At 63.0% G+C, this 23106-nt stretch carries 19 protein-coding genes; 9 read left to right on the top strand and 10 right to left on the bottom strand.

Annotated elements, in window-relative coordinates; genetic code table 11:
• Nucleotides 1-157: 157 nt before the first annotated feature.
• The gene (locus ACMYR2_RS06860) at nucleotides 158-403 is read left to right on the top strand and encodes an Lrp/AsnC ligand binding domain-containing protein (RefSeq protein ID WP_347263555.1); all 246 of its coding nucleotides are present in this window, start codon (nucleotides 158-160) and stop codon (nucleotides 401-403) included.
• Between the two features lie 33 nt (nucleotides 404-436).
• Here ACMYR2_RS06860 and ACMYR2_RS06855 read toward each other — a convergent pair whose 3' ends face one another.
• The 6 genes from ACMYR2_RS06855 to ACMYR2_RS06830 form a co-directional block, all read right to left on the bottom strand.
• A complete protein-coding gene (locus ACMYR2_RS06855; RefSeq protein WP_347263554.1) occupies nucleotides 437-2758 on the bottom strand; it encodes a xanthine dehydrogenase family protein molybdopterin-binding subunit in 2322 nt (773 codons plus the stop codon).
• Between the two features lie 89 nt (nucleotides 2759-2847).
• On the bottom strand, nucleotides 2848-4374 hold the full coding sequence (gene murJ, locus ACMYR2_RS06850) for a murein biosynthesis integral membrane protein MurJ (protein ID WP_416193907.1): 1527 nt from the start codon (nucleotides 4372-4374) through the stop codon (nucleotides 2848-2850).
• 62 nt (nucleotides 4375-4436) lie between these two features.
• Nucleotides 4437-5585: a DegT/DnrJ/EryC1/StrS family aminotransferase gene (locus ACMYR2_RS06845; RefSeq protein ID WP_347263552.1), complete on the bottom strand. Its 1149-nt coding sequence runs from the start codon at nucleotides 5583-5585 to the stop codon at nucleotides 4437-4439.
• 15 nt (nucleotides 5586-5600) lie between these two features.
• Complete coding sequence (locus ACMYR2_RS06840; RefSeq protein ID WP_347263551.1) at nucleotides 5601-6653, bottom strand: Gfo/Idh/MocA family oxidoreductase; 1053 nt, start codon at nucleotides 6651-6653, stop codon at nucleotides 5601-5603.
• Between the two features lie 221 nt (nucleotides 6654-6874).
• The gene (locus tag ACMYR2_RS06835; protein ID WP_416194070.1) at nucleotides 6875-8260 is read right to left on the bottom strand and encodes a mannose-1-phosphate guanylyltransferase/mannose-6-phosphate isomerase; all 1386 of its coding nucleotides are present in this window, start codon (nucleotides 8258-8260) and stop codon (nucleotides 6875-6877) included.
• 161 nt (nucleotides 8261-8421) lie between these two features.
• Nucleotides 8422-9441: an NAD-dependent epimerase gene (locus tag ACMYR2_RS06830; protein WP_347263549.1), complete on the bottom strand. Its 1020-nt coding sequence runs from the start codon at nucleotides 9439-9441 to the stop codon at nucleotides 8422-8424.
• A 207-nt stretch (nucleotides 9442-9648) separates the two neighbouring features.
• On the opposite strand from ACMYR2_RS06830, the gene ACMYR2_RS06825 reads away from it, so the two are divergent.
• Nucleotides 9649-10605: a lysylphosphatidylglycerol synthase transmembrane domain-containing protein gene (locus ACMYR2_RS06825; protein WP_347263548.1), complete on the top strand. Its 957-nt coding sequence runs from the start codon at nucleotides 9649-9651 to the stop codon at nucleotides 10603-10605.
• A gap of 140 nt (nucleotides 10606-10745) precedes the next feature.
• On the opposite strand, the gene ACMYR2_RS06820 is transcribed toward ACMYR2_RS06825, so the two are convergent.
• From ACMYR2_RS06820 to rfaD, 3 genes are all read right to left on the bottom strand, one after another.
• Complete coding sequence (locus tag ACMYR2_RS06820; protein WP_416193906.1) at nucleotides 10746-12689, bottom strand: SDR family NAD(P)-dependent oxidoreductase; 1944 nt, start codon at nucleotides 12687-12689, stop codon at nucleotides 10746-10748.
• Between the two features lie 68 nt (nucleotides 12690-12757).
• A complete protein-coding gene (rfaE1, locus tag ACMYR2_RS06815) occupies nucleotides 12758-14227 on the bottom strand; it encodes a D-glycero-beta-D-manno-heptose-7-phosphate kinase (protein ID WP_347263546.1) in 1470 nt (489 codons plus the stop codon).
• Nucleotides 14228-14317: 90 nt separating this feature from the next.
• Nucleotides 14318-15298 carry an ADP-glyceromanno-heptose 6-epimerase gene (gene rfaD, locus ACMYR2_RS06810; RefSeq protein ID WP_347263545.1) on the bottom strand — a complete coding sequence of 327 codons (981 nt, stop codon included), beginning with the start codon at nucleotides 15296-15298 and terminating at the stop codon, nucleotides 14318-14320.
• 459 nt (nucleotides 15299-15757) lie between these two features.
• On the opposite strand from rfaD, the gene waaF reads away from it, so the two are divergent.
• The 3 genes from waaF (at nucleotide 15758) to ACMYR2_RS06795 (ending at nucleotide 18040) form a co-directional block, all read left to right on the top strand.
• The gene (waaF, locus tag ACMYR2_RS06805; RefSeq protein ID WP_347263544.1) at nucleotides 15758-16828 is read left to right on the top strand and encodes a lipopolysaccharide heptosyltransferase II; all 1071 of its coding nucleotides are present in this window, start codon (nucleotides 15758-15760) and stop codon (nucleotides 16826-16828) included.
• A gap of 70 nt (nucleotides 16829-16898) precedes the next feature.
• A complete protein-coding gene (locus ACMYR2_RS06800) occupies nucleotides 16899-17492 on the top strand; it encodes a D-sedoheptulose 7-phosphate isomerase (RefSeq protein ID WP_347263543.1) in 594 nt (197 codons plus the stop codon).
• Nucleotides 17489-18040: an HAD family hydrolase gene (locus ACMYR2_RS06795; protein WP_347263542.1), complete on the top strand. Its 552-nt coding sequence runs from the start codon at nucleotides 17489-17491 to the stop codon at nucleotides 18038-18040. The genes ACMYR2_RS06800 and ACMYR2_RS06795 overlap by 4 nt, the downstream gene beginning before the upstream one ends.
• Before the next feature lie 146 nt (nucleotides 18041-18186).
• On the opposite strand, the gene waaC is transcribed toward ACMYR2_RS06795, so the two are convergent.
• The gene (gene waaC, locus ACMYR2_RS06790) at nucleotides 18187-19131 is read right to left on the bottom strand and encodes a lipopolysaccharide heptosyltransferase I (protein ID WP_416193905.1); all 945 of its coding nucleotides are present in this window, start codon (nucleotides 19129-19131) and stop codon (nucleotides 18187-18189) included.
• 185 nt (nucleotides 19132-19316) lie between these two features.
• Here waaC and galE point away from each other — a divergent pair, with 185 nt between their 5' ends.
• The 4 genes from galE (at nucleotide 19317) to ACMYR2_RS06770 (ending at nucleotide 23097) form a co-directional block, all read left to right on the top strand.
• A complete protein-coding gene (galE, locus tag ACMYR2_RS06785; protein WP_347263540.1) occupies nucleotides 19317-20327 on the top strand; it encodes a UDP-glucose 4-epimerase GalE in 1011 nt (336 codons plus the stop codon).
• A gap of 120 nt (nucleotides 20328-20447) precedes the next feature.
• A complete protein-coding gene (locus tag ACMYR2_RS06780) occupies nucleotides 20448-22277 on the top strand; it encodes an ABC transporter ATP-binding protein (protein ID WP_416193904.1) in 1830 nt (609 codons plus the stop codon).
• Between the two features lie 44 nt (nucleotides 22278-22321).
• Nucleotides 22322-22696 carry an IS5 family transposase gene (locus ACMYR2_RS06775; protein WP_416193903.1) on the top strand — a complete coding sequence of 125 codons (375 nt, stop codon included), beginning with the start codon at nucleotides 22322-22324 and terminating at the stop codon, nucleotides 22694-22696.
• Nucleotides 22697-22710: 14 nt separating this feature from the next.
• Nucleotides 22711-23097, top strand: a complete 387-nt coding sequence (locus tag ACMYR2_RS06770) for a transposase (protein WP_416193902.1) — start codon at nucleotides 22711-22713, stop codon at nucleotides 23095-23097.
• Nucleotides 23098-23106: the final 9 nt, after the last annotated feature.

Raw genomic sequence — 23106 nt, 5'->3', positions numbered from 1 at the left:
TATCCTGGCGTGTCTCGAAAACGCGAGGGTCTGTTTCAACTGCGTTGAACCAGACCCTCTCTCTTATCTTTTGTTTGAGCATGATCTTCCGAGAGCCGGTTTCCACTTTTCGGGATCATGCTCTATATATTGGCGCTTCGTCTTCCGGAGATGCGCGATGGTCCCCTTCTTCGTTCAGTTCAAGTGCAAGCTCGGCCAAGCCTATGCCGTCGCCAACGCGCTTGCCGAAGCCGAGATCGCCTCGGAAATTTATTCCACCGCCGGGGACTACGACCTGCTGGCGAAGTTCTATGTCGATAACGACACCGACATCGGGCATTTCATTAACGAAAAGGTGCAGGTCATTCCCGGCATTCAGGACACCCACACCATTATCACCTTCAAGGCATTCGGAGCGAAGTAGCTTCCCCTGCCGGAAACGGCCGTAGCGACATCTTCACACGCGTCGCCGGGCGTCCCGGATCGCCGTCCAGACCCGTTCCGGAGTCGCCGGCATGTCGATGTGGTCGATTCCGTACTCCCGCCACAAGCCATCGATGATGGCATTGACCACCGCCGGGCAGGAGCCGATCGCGCCCGCTTCACCCGCCCCCTTGATCCCGAGAGGATTGGTGGCGCAGGGAACGTTGCGGGTCTCGAAGGTGATCGAGACGCCGTCGGCGGCGCGCGGCAGCGCGTAATCCATCAACGTTCCCGTAACAAGCTGCCCGCCCGCGTCATAGACCGTCTGCTCCATCAACGACTGCCCGATACCCTGCATGGTGCCGCCATGGACCTGCCCCGCCAGCAGCAGCGGATTCAACGTCACGCCGAAATCGTCGACGACCACGTAATTCACCAACCCGATCCTGCCGGTCGCCGGATCGATCTCGACTTCCACGACATGGGTGCCGTTCGGATAAGTGCCGTCGGCGCTGCTGAAACTCTCGTCGGCCGTCAGCTTCGATGGATCAGCGCGCTTCGCGAGATCGGCGAAGGAAACGGAGCGGTCCGTGCCGGCGACACGGATCGAACCGTCGCTGATCTCAAGGTCGGCCACGCTGGTTTCGAGTGCCTCGGACGCGATCTCCCGGAGCTTGGCGCCGAGCTTGCGGGTCGCCCGCTCGACGCTGACGCCGCCGGAGGGAATCGAACTCGATCCGCCCGTGCCGAGGCCGGTGACGACGACATCTGTATCACCCTGTTTCATGTGAACCCGCTCGGGAGGCACCCCGAACTGGTCGGCGACGATCTGCGCATAGGCGGTGGCATGGCCCTGCCCGGTTGATTGCGTGCCAATCAGCACCGTGACGTCGCCGTTGGCGTCAAGCCGCACGTCCGCCCGCTCGCGCCCCATGGTGCCGCAAACCTCGACGTAGGTGGCCAAACCGATGCCACGAACAAGACCCCGCTCTTTTGCGGCTTCGGCGCGGCCGGCAAACTCCTGCCATTTCGCGATCTCCATCGCGCGCGTCATGTGCGCCGCGAAATCGCCGGAGTCATAGATCTTGCCCGTGGCGGTCCTGTACGGCATCGCTTCCGGGGGAATGAAGTTTTTGCGCCGGATCGCATCCGGCGTCATGCCGACCTTGCGTGCCGCGGCATCGACCAGCCGCTCCACGACATAGGCCGCCTCGGGCCGGCCCGCGCCACGATAGGCATCTACCGGCACGGTGTTGGTGAACACGGCGCGGACACGGCAATGAAACGCCTGGATATCGTAAAGACCCGGCAGCATCCCGGCCCCGCTATAGGGAATGTCGGGACCGAAGGTCGAGAGATAGGCGCCCATATCTCCCATCAGATCGACATCCATCCCGAGAAACCTGCCGTCTCGAGCCAGCGCCATGCGCGCGGTGGTGACGTTGTCGCGCCCCTGCGAGTCGCCGACGAAATGGTCCGACCTCTCCGCCGTCCATCTGACCGCCCTGTGAAGTTTCTTCGAGGCGACCGCGATCAGCGCGTATTCGCGATAAGGAAACAGCTTGGTGCCGAATCCGCCGCCGACATCCGGGCAAATCACGCGCATTTTTTCCAGCGGTATCTTCAGCACGGTCTCGCAGAGAATTTCACGCAGGCGATGGCTGCCCTGGCTGCCGACCGTCAGCGTCAGATGATCTCGCCTCGCGTCGTATTCGCAGACCGCGGCGCGCGTCTCCATATAGTTGGTGACGACGCGCGGATTGACGATCGAAATCTCGGCCACGGCATCGGCCGCGGCGAAGGCGGCATCGGCCGCCTTCCTGTCGCCGAGCGAGATGTCGAACAGGACGTTGCCGGCGTGATCGGGCCAGACCTGAGGCGCGCCATCCTTCACGGCATCGGCGACGCCAACAACCGAAGCGAGCGGCGCCCACTCGACCTCGATCGCCTCCAGCGCGTCGCGCGCGTGCTCGAGCGTATCGGCTACGACAAAAGCAACGGCGTCTCCGACATGCCGCACCTCATCCTTCGGCAGGATAGGATACGGCGGCGCAATGAAAGGCTGGTCCGGCAACTCGACCTGACAGGGCAAGCCGCCGAGATCGGCGACATCGGCCGCGGTGAGGATCAGGGCAACCCCCGGCAAGCGACAGGCGCGCGACACATCGATGCTGTATGTCGCATGAGCGTGCGGTGAGCGCAGCACCAGCGCATGCAGGGCATCGGGCGGCGCGTGATCGTCCGTATAGCGCCCCTTGCCGCGAATGAAGGCGTCATCTTCCTTGCGCCGGACGCTCTGGCCCATGCCGAACTTGACGGGAGCCTTTCCGAAAGGAGCCACTTTGACGGGAGCCATGGGAACTCCAAACTATAATCCCGGATGATCACAATAATGGAGCCGAACACCACCCAACACAATGTTCGCGCGGCCCGCTGAAACGGTCGCTAACCCCGCACCAGCGATTTCAGCCAGCGCAGGCCGAACAGCATCAGGATCGCACCGGCATAAACGATGGTTCCGACCACTATCAGCACCCCGAGCGCCGCTTCGTCGCGCATCACGCTCCAATGCGCGAATTGTCCGGAGGCGAAGCGCGCCGTCAGCCACAGCGCCGCTGCGAGCATCGCGCCGGCGATCAGGAACCTGCCGAGCGAGATCAGCAGCGGACGGCCGATCTCGATGTAACCCGCCCGTACCGCAAACCAGAACACGAGCAGCAGATTGACCCAGGCCCCGACCGCGGTGGCGAGCGCCAGGCCGACCTGCGCCAGAGAGCCCATCAGAGCCACCTTGAGCACGAGATTGACCCCGAGCCCGGCAAGCGAGGCCTTCACCGGCGTCGCGGTATTCTTGCGCGCGTAGAACGTGGCCACCGCGCTCCGGATCAGAACGAAGGGGATGAGGCCGACGGCGTAGGCGGCCAGCGTCGCGCCGGCTGCCGCCGCATCCGCCGCCGAAAAAGCGCCGCGCGCGAACATCGCCCGCATGATGACATCAGGCACGGTGAGAAACGCCGCAATGAAGGGAATCGAAAACAGCAGCGAGAATTCGAACGCCCGGCGCTGTGACGCCATCGCGCCCGCAAGATCGCCGCCCGTGATCCGCCGCGACATTTCCGGCAGCAGCACGGTGCCGATGGCGATGCCGATCACCCCGACCGGCAGCTGATTCAGCCGGTCGGCGTAGTATAGCGCCGACAAGGCGCCGACCGGGAGGAAGGTGGCGATGATGGTATCGGCGAACATCGCCAGTTGCGTTCCCATGGAGCCCACGGTCGCGGGCCCGAGCGCGCGAAAGAAACCACGCACGTCGGCGTCCAGCGTCGGACGTGTCAGCCGTGGCATCAGGCCGTGACGCCCGGCGTCCGCCGCCAACAGGAAATATTGCAGGAACCCGGAGAGCAGCACGCCCCAGGCGGCCGCATGCCCGGCGCTCGGAAAAAAGGCCGCGAGCGCCAAAGCCATCATCATCGACAGGTTGAGCAGGATCGGGGCGGCCGCCGCGCTGGCGAAGCGGTGCATGACGTTCAGCATCCCGCCATACAGCGTGACCAGCGTGATCAGCAGCAGATAGGGAAAGGTGATCCGCGTCAGTGAAACGGCGAGTTCGCCGCGAGCCGGGTCATCAACGAAACCAGGCGCGAGAAGCGCGATGACCTGCGGCATGAAAAGCAAGGCGATCGCCAGCAGGATCACCTGCGACAGCAACAGCAGCGTGAAGATGCGGCTTGCGAACAATTGCGCGGAAGCCGGGCCACCACCGGAGACATGCGCGTAAGCGGGCACGAACGCGGCGTTGAAAGCGCCTTCGGCGAAAATCGCCCGGAAATGATTGGGTAATCGCAGCGCCACGAAGAAAGCATCCGCGACCGGCCCCGCGCCAAGAATTGCCGCGAGCATGATGTCGCGTGCAAACCCCGTGATGCGCGATAGCAGCGTATAGCCGCCGACAGTGAAAATGCGTCCAAGCATCCGGCGTTTCTACAGGATAGCCTTGTTTCTACAGGATAGCCTTGCCGCGCAACATGCCGGAATCAGGTCGGAAGCGCGGCGCGCACAGCCTCGATGATCCGGTCCTGTGTCGATTCATCGAGATAGGGGTGCATCGGCAGGCTGATCACCTCGGTCGACAGCCTTTCACTGACCGCAAGGCCGCCGGCCGCGACCGGGAAGTTTCGATAGGCGGTCTGTTGATGCAGCGACCTCGGATAATAGATCGCGGTCGGAATGCCCTGCGCCTTCAGCGCCGACGCCAGCGCATCACGGTTCCCGTTCGGCACCCTGATGGTGTACTGCGCCCATACCGAGGTGCAATCCGGCGCCACACGCGGCACGATGACAACCTGCCCGAGCCCTTCATTGTAGCGCCTTGCGACCGCATCCCGCGCTGCGATCTCGTCAGGGAATATCTTGAGTTTCTCGATCAGGATGGCCGCCTGCATGGTATCGATGCGGCCCGTAAGTCCCAGCCGCACGTTGTCGTACTTGTCAGATCCCTGACCATGCACGCGAACGCTGCGTAACGTTTCGGCCAGTTCAGTATCGTCGGTGAAGATCGCTCCGCCGTCGCCGTAGCAGCCGAGAGGCTTGGCGGGGAAGAAACTGGTCGCGGTCGCAAGCCCGAACCTGCCCAGCCGCTGCCCTTTGTAGCTCGCGCCAAAACCCTGCGCGGCGTCGTCCAGAACGAACAGCCCCTCGGCCGCGGCGACCGCCGCGATCGCATCATGATCCGCGGGCTGACCGAACAGGTCGACGGGAATGATGGCCCGGGGCCTGAGACCCCGGTTTTTCGCGACGGCGATGCCGTTCCTGAGCGAAGCGATGTCGATATTGAAGGTTGACTCATCAACATCGACAAACACAGGCGTCGCCCCGAGCAGCGCCACGACCTCGCCTGTCGCGCAGAACGTGAATGTCGGACAGATGACCGCGTCGCCGGGGCCGACGTTCTTCGCCAGCAGCACCATCAACAGCGCATCGGTGCCGCTCGCGCAGGCCACCACATGCCTGGCGCCGCTGAAGGCCGCAAGATCGGCCTCCAGACGTGCGACCTCCGGACCGTTGATGAACTGACAATGCGTCAGTACACCCGCTACGGCCTCGTCGATACGTTTGCCCAGGCGGCGGCGCTGTTCGGCGACGTCGATGAATGAGATCGCCGGTAAAGGCATGTGTTGCTGCATCTGTCCTCTGGACGGTCAGCCGGCGGCGCGGCGCGGCGTCTGCATCGGCGGAGCGACGGGAGGTTGATCCTGAAGGCACCTGGTCGCGATCTCGAGACTCGCGACGCCTTCGGCGCCGCCCACGGCCGGAGCCTTGCCCGAACGCACCGCATCGACAAACGCGATCAGTTCGGCCCGCAGGGGTTCGTCATGACCTACCGGAAGATGGCGCATGGAGTAGCTGCCATCCGGCTGGAAACCGAAACATTCCGTGACCTGGCGGGTCAGCAGATCGCCCATCACGTATTTGCCGCGGGTCGCGACCGTGACATTGCGAGCCTTGAACGGAGTCAGCCAGTTCGTATTGATGTGCGCGAGCACGCCGGATGCGGTCCGGAACTGAAGCAGCGCAATATCCTCCCGCTCGGCGACCGCGCAGGAGAGCTGGGGCTGAACGTCGACGATTTCGGATTCGGTGAACCAGCGGATCAGATCGATGTCATGCACGGCGAGGTCGATCACGACGCCGACATTCGACATGCGCGGCGGAAACGGCCCGACACGCGTGATCGCGATCGAGAGAATGTCCTCACCTCTGATCGCCTGCTTGATGGCGGCGACCGCCGGGTTGAAGCGCTCGACATGGCCGACCATCAGGGTCAGCCCAGCCTGGCGCGCCGCCGTGACGATCTGGCATCCCTCCTCGACCGTCGAGGCGATCGGCTTCTCGACCAGAACATGAACGCCGCGCGCGATACAGGCCAGCGCGAGTTCACAATGCAGATGCGTCGGCGCGGCGATGGTCACGGCGTCAACGCCTTCGTCGAGCAGTTCGTCGAACGTCCCGAAGGTTCGGCACCCGGTCATCTCGGCCGCGCGGGCCCGGTGTCCGGGCAAGGGGTCGGCGATGCCGATGAGCCTGACGCCCGGAAGACCGGCCAGCACACGGCCGTGATTGCTGCCCATGACGCCTGCGCCGATCACGCCGATATGCAACAACCGCTCGGACGCTGCCGTTTTCAAGGCAGGCGGCTTCAAAGCGGAGGGCTTGAGTGCAGATGTCTTCAGTGCAGATGGCTTGGAACTCATCAGGTACCCCAAAAAACGACAGCCTGGGCACCCCCGAACCCGACCGCACGCTCTCCCTAGCACGCCATAACGAAAGACGCGATTAGAGGAGCAACAATCCCAACACGTTTTGATTCAAAGAATTACACGACACCCTGACCGGTAGAACGATAAACGGGTCAACGGACAGAACCTGGAAAAATGTACCCACAGATTAGCCGATTCGGCTCCCGCGCCGTAGCTCAGTTTCGCCGGTAATCATCCTCGATCCGCACGATATCGTCGTCGCCGAGGTAGCTTCCGGTCTGCACTTCGATCAGTTCCAGTGGAATCTTCCCTGGGTTCTCCAGCCGGTGGACGGCTCCGATCGGGATGTAGATCGACTCGTTCTCGTGCACGATCTTGACAAGATCATCGACCGTCACCCTCGCCGTGCCGCGCACCACGATCCAGTGCTCCGAGCGATGGTGATGTTTTTGCAGCGACAGCCGGTCACCCGCCTTCACGGTGATGCGCTTGACCTGATGCCGCTCGCCCCTGTCGATGGACTGGTAAGCGCCCCAGGGCCTGTGGACCCGCAAATGCTCGTCCGTGACCTGCGGCGCCAGGCTCTTCAATTTCGTAACCAGGCGCTTCAGCCCGTTGACGTCCTTCTGGCGCGACACCAGCACGGCATCCTGCGTGGCGACCACAACCAGATCATCGACACCTTCCAGCGCGACCAGCGCTTTGTCGGTCGCGACATTGCAGTTGCGGGAATCCTCGAACACGGCGATCCCCTGCGCCGCATTGCCCTGCCCGTCCTTCTCCGACAACTCCCAAACCGCATGCCACGACCCGACGTCCGACCAGCCGCAATCCACCGGCACCACGGCGGCATGAGCGGTCTTTTCCATGACGGCGTAATCGATCGAAATCGCCCGCGCTTTCGAAAAAGCTTCCGGATCGAGAATGATGAAACCCAGATCTCGCCCGGCACCGGATACCGCGGCGGTCACCGCGGCGACGCTGTCCGGATCGACGTTGCGATACTCATCCAGCAGAACGGCCGCACGGAACATGAAGTTGCCGCTGTTCCAGAGATATCCCGCATCGAGGTAGCCGGCGGCGGTTTGCGGATCGGGCTTTTCCACGAACGTCGTCACCTCCCGCACCTCGCCCGCAATCACCGCGCCGGGGTTGATATAGCCGTACTCCGTCGCCGGACGCTGCGGCCGGACGCCGAAGGTCACGATGCGGCCGCCATTGGCGGCGGCCAATCCCTGCCGGCAGGCGGCGACGAACGCTTCGGTGTCGCGGACAACATGATCGGCGGCCAGCGCGAGCACGACCGCCTCGCTGTCGCGCATCTGCGCGAAGGCAGCTCCGGCGGCGATCGCCGGCCCGGAATCGCGACGCGCCGGCTCCAGCAGGATGGCGGCTTCAAGCCCGATCTCTGCAAGCTGTTCAAGCACCATGAACCGGTAGGCAGCGTTAGTGACCACGATCGGCCGCTCGAACAGCTCGGGGTCGGAAACCCGTCTCAGCGTATCCTGAAACGTCGAACGCGGCCCGAACAGCGGCAGAAACTGCTTCGGACGCCCCTCCCGCGAGGCTGGCCATAGGCGGGTTCCCGCGCCGCCGCACATGATGAGCGGGACGACACGCTCACTCACAACACCATCTCCACATGTGATTTGTCAGACTCCAGCAGCCTTTATCGATGCGAACCCGGATCAACGGGACGCCACAAGCTTTCAGACGAAAGCCTTCGGCACTTGATCGGATCATGGAAACCCCGACAGCCCCATCAATTGACCCGATGATACCGGCAATACCAGTCGGCAAAACGATGGATACCATCCTCCAGCGACGTCGAGGGACGGAAACCGACGTCACGGGCGAGGTCATCGATATCAGCGAATGTCGCCTGTACGTCGCCGGGTTGCATCGGCAGCAATTCCTTTTGCGCGGATCGTCCGAGCGCCTTCTCCAGAAGAGCGACGACGTCCATCAACTCCGCGGGCTTGTTGTTGCCGATATTATAGATCCGCCATGGAGCCGAACTGGTCCCCGCATCCGGAGCATCGCCCGACCAGCTTGCATGAGCCTGTGGCGCGCGATCGATCAGGCGGACAACGGCTTCCACCACGTCATCCACGAAGGTGAAATCCCGCTGCATGTTGCCATGGTTGAACAGCTTGATCGGCTGCCCCGCGACGATCGCATCGGCGAACTTGTAGAGCGCCATGTCGGGCCGGTACCACGGACCATAGACCGTGAAGAACCGCAATCCCGTCGTCGGAATGCGGTAGAGGTGGCTGTAGGCATGCGCCATCAATTCATTGGACTTCTTCGTCGCCGCATAGAGGCTGATCGGGTGATCGACATTGTCATGAACGGAAAAGGGAAGCTTCGTGTTCGCACCGTAAACAGAGGACGATGAAGCAAAGAGCAGGTGCGGACAGGAGGCGTGACGACAGCCTTCAAGAACGTTTGCAAACGCTTTGAGATTGGAATCCACGTAGGTATGGGGATTCTGCAACGAATATCGCACCCCCGCCTGCGCCGCGAGATGGAGCACGACCGAAAGAGGATGTTCGGCGAACAAGGCGGCTGCCGCCTCGCGATCAGCCAGATCGGCCTTGACGAAACGGAAGCGCGAATCCCCGCGCAGGATCTCAAGCCGGCACTCCTTGAGTGCGGGATCATAATAATCGTTGAGACTGTCGATGCCGACAACCCGATGCCCCTGTTTCAGGAGTCGGCCGGCGACGTGAAACCCGATGAAGCCCGCCGCGCCGGTAACCAATATCGGGTGATCCGACATTTCGCTCCTCAAGAAATGTGACCGCTCGGGAAATGTGAGCCGCAGCACAAGAAGTCAGCCGTGTCTCGTTATCCACGGTATCGCGGGACCGCAATACCCTGCTGCGCGCGGCTGTTGCCAGAGGCAACCCAAAACCATACCAAGACAGGACATCCACCAGTCCTGAAGAGCCCGATGGCCAATTTAACCGCGGCACAGACAAGCGCAATGCGCCGGATCCTGCTTTCAACGGCAAAAATATTGATCTCGGCCGCCCTGCTCTACCTTGCGCTCCGCAAGGTCGACATTTCCGACCTGTTCTCTCGCCTTGGTTTCACCAGCGCCGTCTGGATTGCGCTGGCCATTGCCGCCACGCTGTCGCAGGTGTTCGCCAGCGCCCTGCGGTGGCGGGAAATCAGCGCCGACTGCGGCGCCAGCCTCTCGGTCGCGCAGGCGGTGCGCTATTGCATGATCGGCTCGTTTTTCAACCAGACCCTGCCTTCGTCGATCGGCGGCGACGCCATGCGGCTCTGGCTGGTCGGACGTGGCCCGGCCGGTTGGCGGGCGGCGGCCTATTCGATCTTCGTCGACCGCGCGATCGGCCTGATCGCGCTCGGCCTGCTGATCGCCGCGAGCCTGCCCTGGAGTTTACGCCTGATCAATGATCCCCAAGGCCGGCTGGCGCTGATGTTCGTCGATCTTGTTGCGCTCGCGGCCGCCGGCGGCTTCCTGCTTCTCGGCAGGCTGCACTGGCGCTGGCTCGGACGTATCCGCGCCGTTCACCATCTTCGCACCTGCTCCGTCATTACCAACCGCGCCATCTTCGATCGAGAACGCTGGCCGAAAATTACGTTTCTGTCGCTGCTCATCCATTTTCTCGCCGTGGTGATCGCATGGTGCGTGGTGAAGGCGATCGCCGCACCCGTCCTTTTCGGCGAGATTTTCCTGCTTGTTCCACCGGTCATGCTGATCACGATGCTGCCGATCTCGATCGCTGGATGGGGCGTGCGCGAAGCGTCCATGGCCCTGACGTTCGGATATGCCGGGCTGGCGACCGGCGAAGGCGTCAATGTCTCCCTGTTATACGGCGGGGTTTTTCTGGTCGTCGGCGCGCTCGGGGGACTCGTCTGGATTTTCAGCGCCGAGAGGAGCCAGAAGGGATCGGTTCCAGTCGAGAGCACCTAGAGCATTATCGCTTCTGATTGAATCAGAAGCGAGGCCCTCAGATTTTGATCTGACGCGTTTTCTTCACGCGAACCGGTACCCATCCTCGGGACGAGCCCGAGGACATGCTTCGCTCGAAAACGCTATAATGACGCCGGGGTTCATCGCGGCATATCGGGCGCAAGGGGCGATGTTTGCGCGGGCTGCCCGCCGAACTCCGGCACGGCGTCTTTCAGGATCGAACGGATCGCCAGCTTGTTGTCGCTCGCGACGGCTTGCTTCAGGACCGCGATCCACTCACGGATCGTGTCTATCGGCGGTTCGTTCGGTTTTGCCGCCAGGATCCCCGGCAAGCCGATCTCGATCGTCGGCTCCTCGCTCGCGAACAGGATTTCGTTCATTCGTTCGCCGGGCCGAACCCCGGTAAAAACAATCTCGATGTCGCGGTGAGGCTGCAGGCCGGACAGGCTGATCATGCGTTCGGCAAGATCGACGATCTTCACAGGCTGCCCCATGTTCAGGACATAGACGGATACGTCATGACGTTCCGGCATCGCCGCATGGCTTGCCGCGGTGATGACGAGATCGCAGGCTTCGCGGATCGTCATGAAGTAGCGAACCATGTCCGGATGCGTGACGGTCACCGGACCGCCGGCTTCGATCTGCGCCTTGAACTTCGGCACCACCGATCCGTTCGACGCCAGCACGTTGCCGAAACGGACCGAAATCAGCCGCATCGGAACCTTGCCGGCCGTATACACCGCCAGATCGCGATCCAGAGCCTGACAATACATCTCGGCAAAGCGTTTGGTCAGCCCGAGCATCGACACCGGCTCGATCGCCTTGTCGGTGGAGATCATCACCATGGATTCGGCGCCCGACGCCAGCGCTGCATCGGCGACGTTGACCGAACCGAAAATGTTGGTCTTGACGCCTTCGCCCCAATCCCGTTCGAGAATGGGAACATGCTTGAGCGCGGCCGCATGAAACACGATGTCCGGCTTGAATTCGTTCATCAAGCGCATCAGCCGCTCGCGATCGCGAATGTCGGCAATGCGGCCTTCCACGACGGCGGCCCGGCTGGTGGCGGCGAGTTCCTCCATGATCGCATAGAGCGCCGGTTCAGAATTTTCGACGATCAGCAGGCGGCTCGCGCCGAACGTCACGACCCGTCTGCAGATTTCGGACCCTATCGATCCGCCGCCGCCGGTCACGACAACCGACTTGTTCTTGATCAATCCCTCAAGCCGCTCATAGTCGATGGTGCGGCTTGGGCGAAGCAGAAGATCTTCAACGGCGACCGGCGTCAGGCGCGGGATCTCCCCGCCCTCCCCAAGCGAGGGCAACCGGCTTACCTTGATGCCAAGTCTGCGGCCGTGGGCGAGAACCGCTTCCGGCTGGGCGTCAGGCTCGAAGGCGGAAGGCGTCATGATAATGCGCTTGATCGGCCCCTGCCGCTCCGCGATATCTGCTATCACTTCCTCGAGTTCGTCCACACCGCCCAGGACTGAAACGCCGCGTATCGTCTGGCCGATATCGGCCGGCGACGGTGACAGCAGGCCGACCGGACGCAACTGCTTGACCGCCCCGCTCTCGACAGAGCGGAAAAGTATCTCGGCATCCGCCGCGCGGCCGACGACGATCGCCGGGGTCGCATCATCGGCCTTTACATGAACCAGGGTCCGCCTGTAGCGGAAGTATCGATAGGCGGAGCGCGTGGCTGCCAGAAGGAATATCTGCAACAGCCAGTAGAGGATGATCGTCTTTTTTCCGAGGAAGAAAGCACCGTAAAACTCCGGCGCGATGACGACATAATCGAAGACCAGAATGACAAGCGCCAGAAGCGTGGAGGCCTTGACGATATTGAGCGCATCCAGAAGCGAAAAGAATCGCCATTTTGCCGTGGTCAGATGGAAGACATAAAAGATAGCCGCAGCAATGGCCAGGAAGTAAGGAAGCAGATCGATGAGCAACGGCAGACGAGCGGTGAAGGCAGAATACTCAAAACGGAAATAGCAGCTCACAAACAGAGCGCCCACGACCGCCAACAGGTCATGCAGCGCAATCAGAGCGTTTCGGAGCGTGAATTTTCGGCGGAGGTTCATGCGTCGTCCAGATCGTCAGAAGCGGAAAGTCATGGCGATGCGGGAGCGCGCCGGTCGGACACGATCCATCATGCCCGGCCTCCCGCGCGTTTCACCAGCGATGTCGTGCTGAATCCCTGCAGGATGTCGATCAGAATAACCTCGCCGCCTCGTGCAGTAACTAGCTCCTGACCGACGACTTGCTCAAGAGAATAATCTCCGCCCTTGACGAGCACGTTCGGCTGGATTCGCCCGATCAGGTTCATCGGCGTATCCTCCTCGAAGATCGCGACGAGATCGACGGCTTCGAGCGCGGCAAGCACTTCCGCGCGCGCGCGCTCGTTCTGGATCGGGCGGTCCTCGCCCTTCAACCGCTTCACCGACGCATCGCTGTTCAATCCGACAATCAGCCGATCGCACGCGGCGCGCGCGCCGGTCAGCACCTTGACGTGGCCGGGGTGCAGGATATCGAAGCAGCCATTGGTGAAGCCGATCCGCAGCCCCTGTTCACGCCATGCCGTCAGGTGCTGGTCAAGGTCGCCCGCGGATCGCGCGATCTTCTCCTCGGCGGCCAGGGAGGCCGGCGGCAGGATATTGCGGCGCAGTTCCGCGAGGGTGACAATCGCCGTCCCGCTCTTGGCGACAGCGACAGCAGCCGCCGCGCTCGCCGTCCGCAATGCGGCCTCCCAGTCCGCGCCCGCCGCCAGCGAAACCGCGAGCGTCGCGACGACAGTGTCGCCGGCGCCCGTCACGTCGCGGACCTTGACCGTATGAGCGGGAACATGAATGACCTCGCCCTCGCCCGGCACGAGCGTCATGCCATGCTCGCTTTGCGTCACCAGCAAGGCTTCGCAGTCCGCGATCCGCATCAGGTCCCGCGCAGCCGTTGCGAGACTTGCCTGATCATCCGCGCGGCGACCGGTTGCGTCCGTGAATTCCTTGCTGTTTGGCGTGAGAAGGGTCGCGCCGCGATAGATTCCGAAATCGGCGCTCTTCGGATCGACGATCACCCGCTTGCCGAGCGAACGAGCGGCGTCGATGACGCTGCGGATCACCCGCGCCGTCAGCACTCCCTTGGCATAGTCGGACAACAATACGATGTCGGCGCGTGGCAGTTGCGGCAGAATCGCATCGATCAGGGCCTGCTCGACCTCCCCCGACGCCGGGGCAAGCGTTTCCCAATCCGCGCGCAGCATGTGGGTCGAAAAATGCTCGGAAACGAAACGCACCTTGCGCGTCGTCGGCCGCGCCGGATCCGAAATCAACAGCGGCTCGATCAGGCGCTCCCTCGACAGCGTGGTCCGCAGCCTCTCGCCCGCGTCATCCTCTCCGGCCAATCCGACGAAGATGCAGCGCGCGCCGAGCGCGGCAATGTTGCGCGCCACATTGCCGGCTCCCCCGACGTTTGTTTCACTTCGCTGAACCGCGATGACCGGGGCTGGAGCCTCCGGCGAGATGCGCGAAATTTCGCCGTACACGAACTCGTCGAGCATCAGGTCGCCGACACAGAGCACGGTCTGGCCGGAAAACGCATTCGACAAGCCGTCAAAATCGATCATCAAACCCTTCACCTGTTACTGAAGTCTGATGCAATCTGCATTGAACCAGGCTCAAGCTCTTCCACTTTTCGGGGATCGTGCTCCAGCGCCTCAGCGAAAGCGATCATCACGATCGAGATAGCCTTTGACATAGGCATCGACGGCCTCCTCCAGCGGCGTGAAGCCGCCGTTATAGCCCGCGCCTTGCAAGCGCGAGACATCGGCCTGCGTAAAGTACTGGTAGGCGCCGCGAATCTGTTCGGGCATATCGACGTATTCGATCTTCGGCTTCTCGCCGAGCGAGGCATAGGCCGCCGTCATCAGGTCGCGAAAACTGCGGGCCTTGCCGGTTCCTACGTTGAACAGGCCGCTCACGGAAGGCGTGGCCAGCAGCCACATCATCACCCGCACGACGTCGTCGACATAGATGAAATCGCGGCGCTGATCGCCGTCGGCGATGCCCTCGCGATGCGACTTGAACAGCTGCACCGGGCGGCCATCCTTCACATCGCTGAAGCGGCGCGTCAGCACGCTCATCATGGAGCCTTTGTGATATTCATTCGGTCCGAACACGTTGAAGAACTTCAGGCCGGCCCATTGCGGCGGCAGAGCGTCCCCTTTGGCGACGCGGCCCACGACGGCCACGTCGAACAGGTGCTTGCTCCAGCCGTAGAGATTCATCGGCCGGAGCGTCCGCAGCGCGGCCAGCGATTGATCGTCGCGAAAGCCCTGCGCGCCGTCGCCGTAGGTAGACGCCGACGAGGCGTAGATGAAAGGCGTCATGGTCTCAGTGCACCAGTCGAGCAACCGCAGCGACAGCCGGAAATTGGTCTCGACGACGAGGTCGCCGTCGGTCGCGGTGGTCTCGGAGATCGCGCCGAGATGAAAGACAGCGTCGAGACGACGGCCGCTCAACCAGGCCATCAATTCCGCGGGCGGAACGACATCCGCAAGCTGCCGTTTGGCGAGGTTGCGCCACTTTCCGTCATGCCCCAGCGCATCGCACACGACCACATCGCCTCGCCCGGCGTCGTTCAACGCGGCCACGAGATTCGATCCGATAAAACCGGCGCCTCCGGTTACCAGCAGCATGATGTCCCCGTCCCGAGTATGCGCCTGCTTAGAGCATGACCCCGAAAAATGGAACCCGGTTTTCGGATAAGATCATGCTCGATCAAAAAGTTAGGGCTGGAATTCTGATTCAACGTAGCTGGATCAGACTCTAGAGCCTTTTCCGGCTAAGCGGAATCCGGTTCGCGTGAAGAAAACCTTCTCAATCAAGAACTTGCGTGCATTCTGATCGCAAGGCCGGCATCCACTCTTGCGGAATACGCCGCTAGTGGCCCGATTCCAACATTCGCGTCCCGGTTTGCCCCACTCCGGCCCGCGAGGCAACTTCGGTGAGCCTGCGAGATGCGCTCGGATCGTGAAAAACAGCGAGCGAGATAACTTTACCTCACCGGTCGGAGCGGATACCGAAGACCCACCCTTCGATCCCGGATTATTACATAACATCCGGATCGTGATCATGCATCGCACGTCGATCAAAATATGAACATAGATTCATCATATAAACTGGAAATGGTCGACCCGGACGATACCCGGCCCATTCTGATCATTCCCTATATGTGGATCGGCGATTTCGTGCGCGGCCATACCGTGGTGCGGGTTCTCAAGCAGCGCTGGCCAAACCGGCCGGTGGACCTGCTGGTGACAACGCTTTGCGCGCCGCTGGTCGATTACATGCCGGGGGTACGCGCCGGCGTGGTCTGGGATCTCCCCCGAAGCCGGCTGGCGCTCACCCAACAGTGGGGTCTCGCCCGGCAGCTCCGCGCGCGGCGGTATGGAACGGCCTTCGTCATGCCCCGCACCTGGAAGTCGGCAATCGCGCCCACGCTGGCCGCCATCCCGGAGCGGGTGGGTTATGTCGGCGAAGCCCGTTTCGGCCTGATCAACCGCTGGCGCTGGGGCGAAAGAGCGCTGCCGCGCATGATCGACCGCAAGGCGTCCCTCGCGCTTCCCGCCGGAGCGGCACGGCCGCCTGAATGGCCCGCGCCCCAGCTTCGGGTATCCAGCGAAGACGTCGCCCACTGGCGGCAGGCGCAAGGACTGGGCGCGGGACCGGCGGTGGCGCTGGCGCCAGGAGCGGTCGGCCCGAGCAAGCGCTGGAGTTACTTTGCCGAGACCGCCCGCAGACTGGCTGAGCGCGGCATCGATATCTGGGTCGTCGGCGGGCCCAAGGAAAAGGCGCTGGCGACCGACATCGCCGCAATCGGGGGCCCGCGGGTCCGTGATCTGACGGGTCACGACCTGCGAAACGGCATCCTGGCGATGGCGGGGGCCGCGCTCGCGATATCAAACGACTCCGGTCTGATGCACGTTGCGGCGGCGCTCGGAACACCGACGATGGGCATTTTCGGGCCGACCAGTCCCTATCACTGGGGGCCCTTGAACGGCCTCGCCGCGACGATCCAGACGAAAGCGCCCCTCCCGTGCCAGCCGTGCCATCGTCCGGTCTGCACCAGGAACGACCATCGCTGCATGAAGGATATCCCCGCAGCCGAGGTGGCCGCCATCGCGGAACAGGCGCTTGCGGAGTCCAAGGAGCGCGCCACGCCTTGATGCCACCATGCTTGCGTGGACATGACGCACTCATTACCACTGATATCCGTCACGGTGACAAAGGTGCGTCTTGAGCCAGAATCCGATCGCGGTCCATTTTCAGCAATCGCTGGCGGCTCTGCAACGCGCGGCTGACGACACGGCGCTGCTCGCCTCCGCAAGCGACATTGCCGTCACGATCATCGACGCGCTGCGTTCCGGAAACAAAGTGCTTCTGATCGGCAACGGCGGAAGCGCCGCCGACGCGCAGCACATCGCCTCGGAAATCGTCGGGCGCTACAGGAAGGAACGCCCGGGCTACGCCGCCATCGCCCTGACAACCGATACGTCCGCCCTCACCGCCATCTCCAACGACTACGGCTTCGAGCGGATTTTCGCCCGGCAGATCGAGAGTCTGGGCCGGCCCGGCGACGTGCTGCTTGCGCTGTCTACCTCGGGACGGTCGCCGAACATTCTCATGGCGCTTGACGCCGCGCGACGGCTCGGACTTGTCACCGTCGGCTTCACCGGTCTCAAGGGGCAAAGCCTGCGGGAGGTTTGCGACCGCCTTTTCGTTGCGCCGAGTGACGACACCCCGGTGATCCAGCAGATCCACATGACCGCGGCTCATGCGATCTGCGATACCGTCGAGCACGCGCTGGCGGATGGAGCCAGCGGCACGTGAGCCGCGCCGATATCGTGCCGGCTTCCGCCCCGGCGGCGTTCCTCGATCGCGACGGCGTCATCAATCACGACGACTGCTATATGGGTACCCGCGACCGCATCCGCTGGATGTCCGGCGTCGTCCCGGCGATCCGGCGGCTGAACGAGGCCGGCTATTTCGTTTTCATCTTCACCAACCAATCCGGGGTCGCGCGCGGTTTTTTCAGTGAAGACGATGTTCGCGATCTGCACCTTTGGATGCAGTCGCATCTGGCATCGCAAGGCGCGCGGATCGATGACTTCAGGTATTGCCCGCACCATCCCGACGGCACCGTCGCCGGATATCTGGAAGATCATCCGTGGCGCAAACCGAAGCCCGGCATGATCCTCGACCTGATGCGGCACTGGCCGGTGCGGCGTCAGGACAGCTTCGCGATCGGCGACCGCGACAGCGATATCAAAGCCGCGGCCGACGCGGGAATTCCGGGCTTCCTGTTTCCCGGCGGCGACCTCGACGCATTCGTCGCGCGGGTGCTTGCGGAGATATCAGGTGCGACGGCGAAGACGTAAAGCAGGATGAGTTGATAATGAAGCATCCACACGTCATGGCCGGGCTTGTCCCGGCCATCCACGTCTTTGATCCGTCAAGGGCTTCAAGACGTGGATACCCGGTATAATGCCGGGCATGACGATTCAAACAACCTCGTCCACTCAAGCTAACCGAGCAACCTCTCCGCGGCATCGATCACCTGCCACGCGGAAGGCGGACCGCTCTTGCCGCCTAGGACCGCCATGCGTCCGGTGCCGACCGGCCCCGTCAGGCCGGGATCGGTACTGACATAGATACCGACGAGCGGCACCCGATAGGCCGCGGCGAGATGCATCAGCCCGGTGTCGACGCCGATCACCAACGCCGCATTGCCGATCATCCGCGCGGTCAGATCGAGGCTCTGGCGCGGCTGGACACGACTGCCCGCGATTTCCCCCGATAGCCGCTCGGATAACAGACGCTCGGCCTCGGTGCCCCAGGGAAGCACGGTCTGCAATCCGTTCGCCTGCAGCCAGCGACCGGTTTCGATCCAGTCCTCCACGCGCCACGTTTTCGAGAGCCGGGAGGTGCCGTGAAGCAGTACGGCGTAGCGCTGACCATCCGTTCGCGCCGGACAACCGAGACCGTAATCAACATCTCCGGTTGGTTCGTACCCAAGCGAGAGACCTGTCAGGAGCCGGTTGCGCGTCACGGCATGAAGACCGCGACCGACCGCGTGCCAGACATCGTAGAATCGCGCGGCCAACGGTTCGCGAATGCTGCGCGCATCGTAACCATGTCGTTCGCCGCGCGCGACGCGCGCCATGATCGCGGAACGAATAAGACCTTGCGTATCGATCACCTTTTCGAACGACTGCCGGCGCAGCCGCGTCCGGAACGCGCCGATTTCGCGCCATGTGGCAATGGCTCCGAGTTGCGAACGCCAGCGCCGCGTCGCGACAGGAATGATGTCGGCGACCGACGGGTGCAGCCGCACCAGCGGCACGAAAGATTCCTCGACCAGCCACGTCAGCCGCACCTGCGGACATGCGCGTGAGGCATCGACGATCGCCGGCATCTGATGCACGACATCGCCGAGCGAGGATGTCTTGATGATGAGAACGTCGGTCATCGGCTGCCGCAGGTGCCAGGGAGAGCCGGTTCCCGTTACGGTTTGGCAACCATAATGTCGAATCCCGGGGTCAGGCGGACGAAATCCGGCCGATCACGGTCATGCTATACGGCAATTCCATCCTTTTGTGGGAAACTTCGGCGACCGCGGTACCGGCCGCACAGCTGAGGCGAAAAGGAGCAGATATGACCGTGCTTGTGACGGGTGGCGCCGGCTACATCGGCAGTCATATGGTGCTCGCGCTGGCCGAGGCCGGCGAGAATGTCGTCGTGATCGACAACCTGTCCACGGGATTTTCGTCGGCGCTGCCCGAGGGCGTGCCGCTGTTCATCGGCGACGCCGGGGACGAAAATCTTGTCGAGAACGTCATCGCCCAGCACGGCATCGAAAGCATCATTCATTTCGCGGGTTCCGTGGTGGTGCCCGATTCGATGCGCGATCCGCTCGCCTACTATCGCAACAACACGATGACGACCCGCAGCCTGCTGAACGCCGCCGTCAAATGCGGCGTCAACCGCTTCATCTTCTCATCGACCGCCGCCGTCTATGGCAATCCCGACCAGATGCCGGTCGCGGAAGAGACGCCGACCCGGCCGCTCTCTCCTTACGGGTCGTCGAAGCTGATGACGGAAATCATGCTGCACGATGTCGCCACCGCTCACGACATGAACTACGTCGTGCTGCGCTACTTCAACGTCGCAGGCGCCGATCCGCAGGCACGGATCGGGCTGCAGACCGCGGGCGCCACGCATCTTCTGAAGATCGCGGTCGAAGTCGCGACCGGTCAGCGCGCCAGGATCGACGTGTTCGGCACCGACTATCCGACGCCGGATGGAAGCTGCATTCGCGACTTCATCCATGTCAGCGATCTGGCGCAGGCCCATCGCGCCGCGCTGACCTACCTGCGAAACGGCGGAGGCTCGACCACGCTGAACTGCGGATACGGACGCGGCTACTCGGTTCTGGAAACGATCGAGGCGGTGCGCGGGGTCTGCGGCCGCAACTTCGCGGTTCACTACGCCAATCGCCGCCCCGGCGATATCATGACCATGATCGCCGACACCGGCCGGATTCGCGCGGCGCTCGACTGGACGCCGCAATACGACGATCTCGCCACCATCGCCGCGCATGCGCTGGCATGGGAAGAGAAGCTGGCGCAGCGGCACGCCGCCGATGCGCTCGCGGTATCGGCCTGACAGGCCGGACCAAACCCGGTTTTGGCTTGAAAAAGGCCGTTATTGCGGGCATTGAGTCGGAGCTTTCGCAACACCCCTGACGCGCGGGCGACAACCGATTCACGGCGTCAATGGAACGCGATGACCGAGCCTCCGAAGAAAATCACCGATGATCCCTATGGCGCGGCGATCCTCATCCGCCGCCTGGTCACGGAACAGGGCATGGCCTATTGGCGGCGCTATCTCGCCGCTTTCGTGCTGATGGCCGTCTCCGCGGCGGCGACGGCGACGTCGGCCTACCTGCTCGGTGAAGTCATCAATCAGGCTTATGTGGACCGCAACGTGAGCGGCATCTTCATGCTGTCCACGGTGGTGCTCGTCATCTTCGTGGCCAAGGGCGCGGCGACCTACGGTCATTCCGTGATCCTGTCCCAAATCAGCAACGCGATCCTCGCCAATAATCAGCGCCGCCTGTTCGCCAAGCTGATGAGCGAGAGCATCGGCTATTTCTCGCAACGACATTCATCCGAATTTCTCGCGCGGCTCACGGCCGGCGCGACCTCGGTGACGCAGGTGCTCAGCCTGCTGATCAACGCGGTGGGGCGCGATCTGTTGTCGCTGATCGCACTCGTCACCGTGATGGTGATGCAAGATCCGTACATGTCGCTGTTCGGCGCGCTGGTGGCGCCGCCCGCGATGATCGTGTTGCGCAAGCTGGTGAAGCGCATCAAGGGACTGGCGCACAGCCAGTTCCACGGCACCGCCGACATCATGGAAACGATGCAGGAGTCGCTGCAAGGCATTCGGACCGTCAAGGCGTTCACGCTCGAACAGACCATGCGCGAGCGGATCGACGCCAGCATCACCGCCGTCGAGCAGACCAACAACAAGATGGCGCGGGTTTCGAACCGCGCCAGCCCATTGATGGAAACGCTCGGCGGTTTCGCCATCGCGGGCGGACTGATGTATGGCGGCTATCGCGTCGTCGCGATGGGCGCGACGCCGGGCCAGTTCTTTTCCTTCCTCACCGCCTTTCTGCTGGCCTATGAGCCGGCCAAGCGGCTGGCCCGTCTCAACATCGAACTCAACAGCAGCCTGATCGGCGCGCGCAAGCTGATTGAAATCGTGGACAGCCCCGCCAGCGAACCCGACGACAGCGACAAGCCGGCGCTGCAACTGACCGACGCCCGCGTCGAGTTGCGCGAGGTCACATTCGCCTATCGTCCGGACGAGCCCGTCCTCAAGCGCATGAGCTTCATCGCGGAGCCCGGCAGGATGACGGCGCTGGTCGGCCCATCGGGCGGCGGAAAATCCACCGTGCTGGCGCTGCTGCTGCGCCTGTATGAAGTCACCGGCGGCGACATCCTGATCGACGGACAGTCCATCTCCGGCGTGTCACGCACGTCGCTGCGCCGGCAGACCGCCTATGTCGGCCAGGACGTCTACCTGTTCCGCGCCACCATCCGCGAGAACATCGCGTTCGGTCGCCCCGGCGCCAACGAGGACGAGATTATCGCGGCGGCGAAAGCCGCCTGCGCCCACGACTTCATCATGGGCTTTCCGCTCGGCTACGACACCCCTGTGGGCGAGCACGGCACCCAGCTCTCCGGCGGGCAGCGCCAGCGCATCGCCGTGGCGCGCGCGCTGATCAAGGACGCGCCGATCATCCTGCTCGACGAGGCCACCGCCGCGCTCGATTCGGAATCCGAAAAGCAAGTGCAGGAAGCGATCGAGCATCTGTGCCGGAATCGCACCACGATCGTGATCGCGCATCGCCTGCACACCATCATGCACGCCGACGCCATTCTCGTGGTCGAGAACGGCGAGGTCGTCGAGCACGGATGCCATGACGAGTTGCTGCGGAGCGGCGGACGCTATGCTTCGTTCTTCCGCCTGCAGCATCGGGAGACAGCGCCGCTGACGCTGGCCCCACTAGGCCGGATCGACATTCAGGATTCCCCGGCGGTCTGATCGCTGATTCATAGGGTTCCGTGATTCTGACACGGAGCTGCACGATGGGGATCAAGCGGTATGAGCTGAGCGATCATCAGTGGGCGAAGATTGCACCGTTGCTGCCAGGCAAGGCCTCTGATCCGGGACGGACGGGAGCGGACAATCGGTTGTTCGTGAACGGCTGTCTGTGGGTGCTGCGATCCGGCGCGCACTGGTGCGACCTGCCGGAGCGCTATGGCCGCTGGAAGACGGTGCATCGGCGGTTCAGCCGGTGGTGTCATGCCGGCGTGTGGGAACGGGTGTTCTCCACCCTGACAGCCGATCGCGACAACCAGTATCTGATGCTCGACTCAACCATCGTTCGAGCCCATCAGCAGGCGGCCACCGGAAAAGGGGGGCCAAGGATCAGGCGCTGGGGCGTTCCCGAGGTGGATTGACCACCAAGGTCCACATGCTCGCCGATGCGCTGGGCCGACCCTTGCGTTTCATCGTCACCGCCGGGCAGGTCGGAGACATCACACAAGCCCCCGCGCTGCTCGAAGCCCAGGCCGGGGACGCCGTGCTGGCCGACAAGGCTTATGACAGCAACGCCTTGCGTGCACTCATCGCCGGCATGGGCGCCGAAGCGGTGATCCCCTCAAACAGGACGCGCAAAATCATCATCCCGCATGACGCCGGTCTCTACAAACACCGCAACCGGATGACGCCGGTCTCTACAAACACCGCAACCGGATCGAGCGCTGCTTCAACCGTCTCAAACACTTCCGCCGTTTCGCCACCCGCTACGACAGGCGCACCGTTCACTTCACGGGCTTCGTTCACCTGGCCGCAGCCCTGATCTGGATAC

Source organism: Nitrobacter sp. TKz-YC01 (genome assembly GCF_047824785.1).
Lineage (GTDB): Bacteria > Pseudomonadota > Alphaproteobacteria > Rhizobiales > Xanthobacteraceae > Nitrobacter.
Note: the sequence above shows the minus strand (reverse complement) of the source record. Positions and strands in the feature narration are given on the sequence as shown.

Excerpts from the sequence above, each read along its gene's own strand:
- ACMYR2_RS06860 (WP_347263555.1), top strand. The coding sequence starts at position 158 with ATGGTCCCCTTCTTCGTTCAGTTCAAGTGCAAGCTCGGCCAAGCCTAT.
- ACMYR2_RS06855 (WP_347263554.1), bottom strand. The coding sequence starts at position 2,758 with ATGGCTCCCGTCAAAGTGGCTCCTTTCGGAAAGGCTCCCGTCAAGTTC.
- murJ (WP_416193907.1), bottom strand. The coding sequence starts at position 4,374 with ATGCTTGGACGCATTTTCACTGTCGGCGGCTATACGCTGCTATCGCGC.
- ACMYR2_RS06845 (WP_347263552.1), bottom strand. The coding sequence starts at position 5,585 with ATGCAGCAACACATGCCTTTACCGGCGATCTCATTCATCGACGTCGCC.
- ACMYR2_RS06840 (WP_347263551.1), bottom strand. The coding sequence starts at position 6,653 with ATGAGTTCCAAGCCATCTGCACTGAAGACATCTGCACTCAAGCCCTCC.
- ACMYR2_RS06835 (WP_416194070.1), bottom strand. The coding sequence starts at position 8,260 with ATGTGCGGCGGCGCGGGAACCCGCCTATGGCCAGCCTCGCGGGAGGGG.
- ACMYR2_RS06830 (WP_347263549.1), bottom strand. The coding sequence starts at position 9,441 with ATGTCGGATCACCCGATATTGGTTACCGGCGCGGCGGGCTTCATCGGG.
- ACMYR2_RS06825 (WP_347263548.1), top strand. The coding sequence starts at position 9,649 with ATGCGCCGGATCCTGCTTTCAACGGCAAAAATATTGATCTCGGCCGCC.
- ACMYR2_RS06820 (WP_416193906.1), bottom strand. The coding sequence starts at position 12,689 with ATGAACCTCCGCCGAAAATTCACGCTCCGAAACGCTCTGATTGCGCTG.
- rfaE1 (WP_347263546.1), bottom strand. The coding sequence starts at position 14,227 with ATGATCGATTTTGACGGCTTGTCGAATGCGTTTTCCGGCCAGACCGTG.
- rfaD (WP_347263545.1), bottom strand. The coding sequence starts at position 15,298 with ATGCTGCTGGTAACCGGAGGCGCCGGTTTTATCGGATCGAATCTCGTG.
- waaF (WP_347263544.1), top strand. The coding sequence starts at position 15,758 with ATGAACATAGATTCATCATATAAACTGGAAATGGTCGACCCGGACGAT.
- waaC (WP_416193905.1), bottom strand. The coding sequence starts at position 19,131 with ATGACCGACGTTCTCATCATCAAGACATCCTCGCTCGGCGATGTCGTG.
- galE (WP_347263540.1), top strand. The coding sequence starts at position 19,317 with ATGACCGTGCTTGTGACGGGTGGCGCCGGCTACATCGGCAGTCATATG.
- ACMYR2_RS06780 (WP_416193904.1), top strand. The coding sequence starts at position 20,448 with ATGACCGAGCCTCCGAAGAAAATCACCGATGATCCCTATGGCGCGGCG.
- ACMYR2_RS06775 (WP_416193903.1), top strand. The coding sequence starts at position 22,322 with ATGGGGATCAAGCGGTATGAGCTGAGCGATCATCAGTGGGCGAAGATT.
- ACMYR2_RS06770 (WP_416193902.1), top strand. The coding sequence starts at position 22,711 with ATGCTCGCCGATGCGCTGGGCCGACCCTTGCGTTTCATCGTCACCGCC.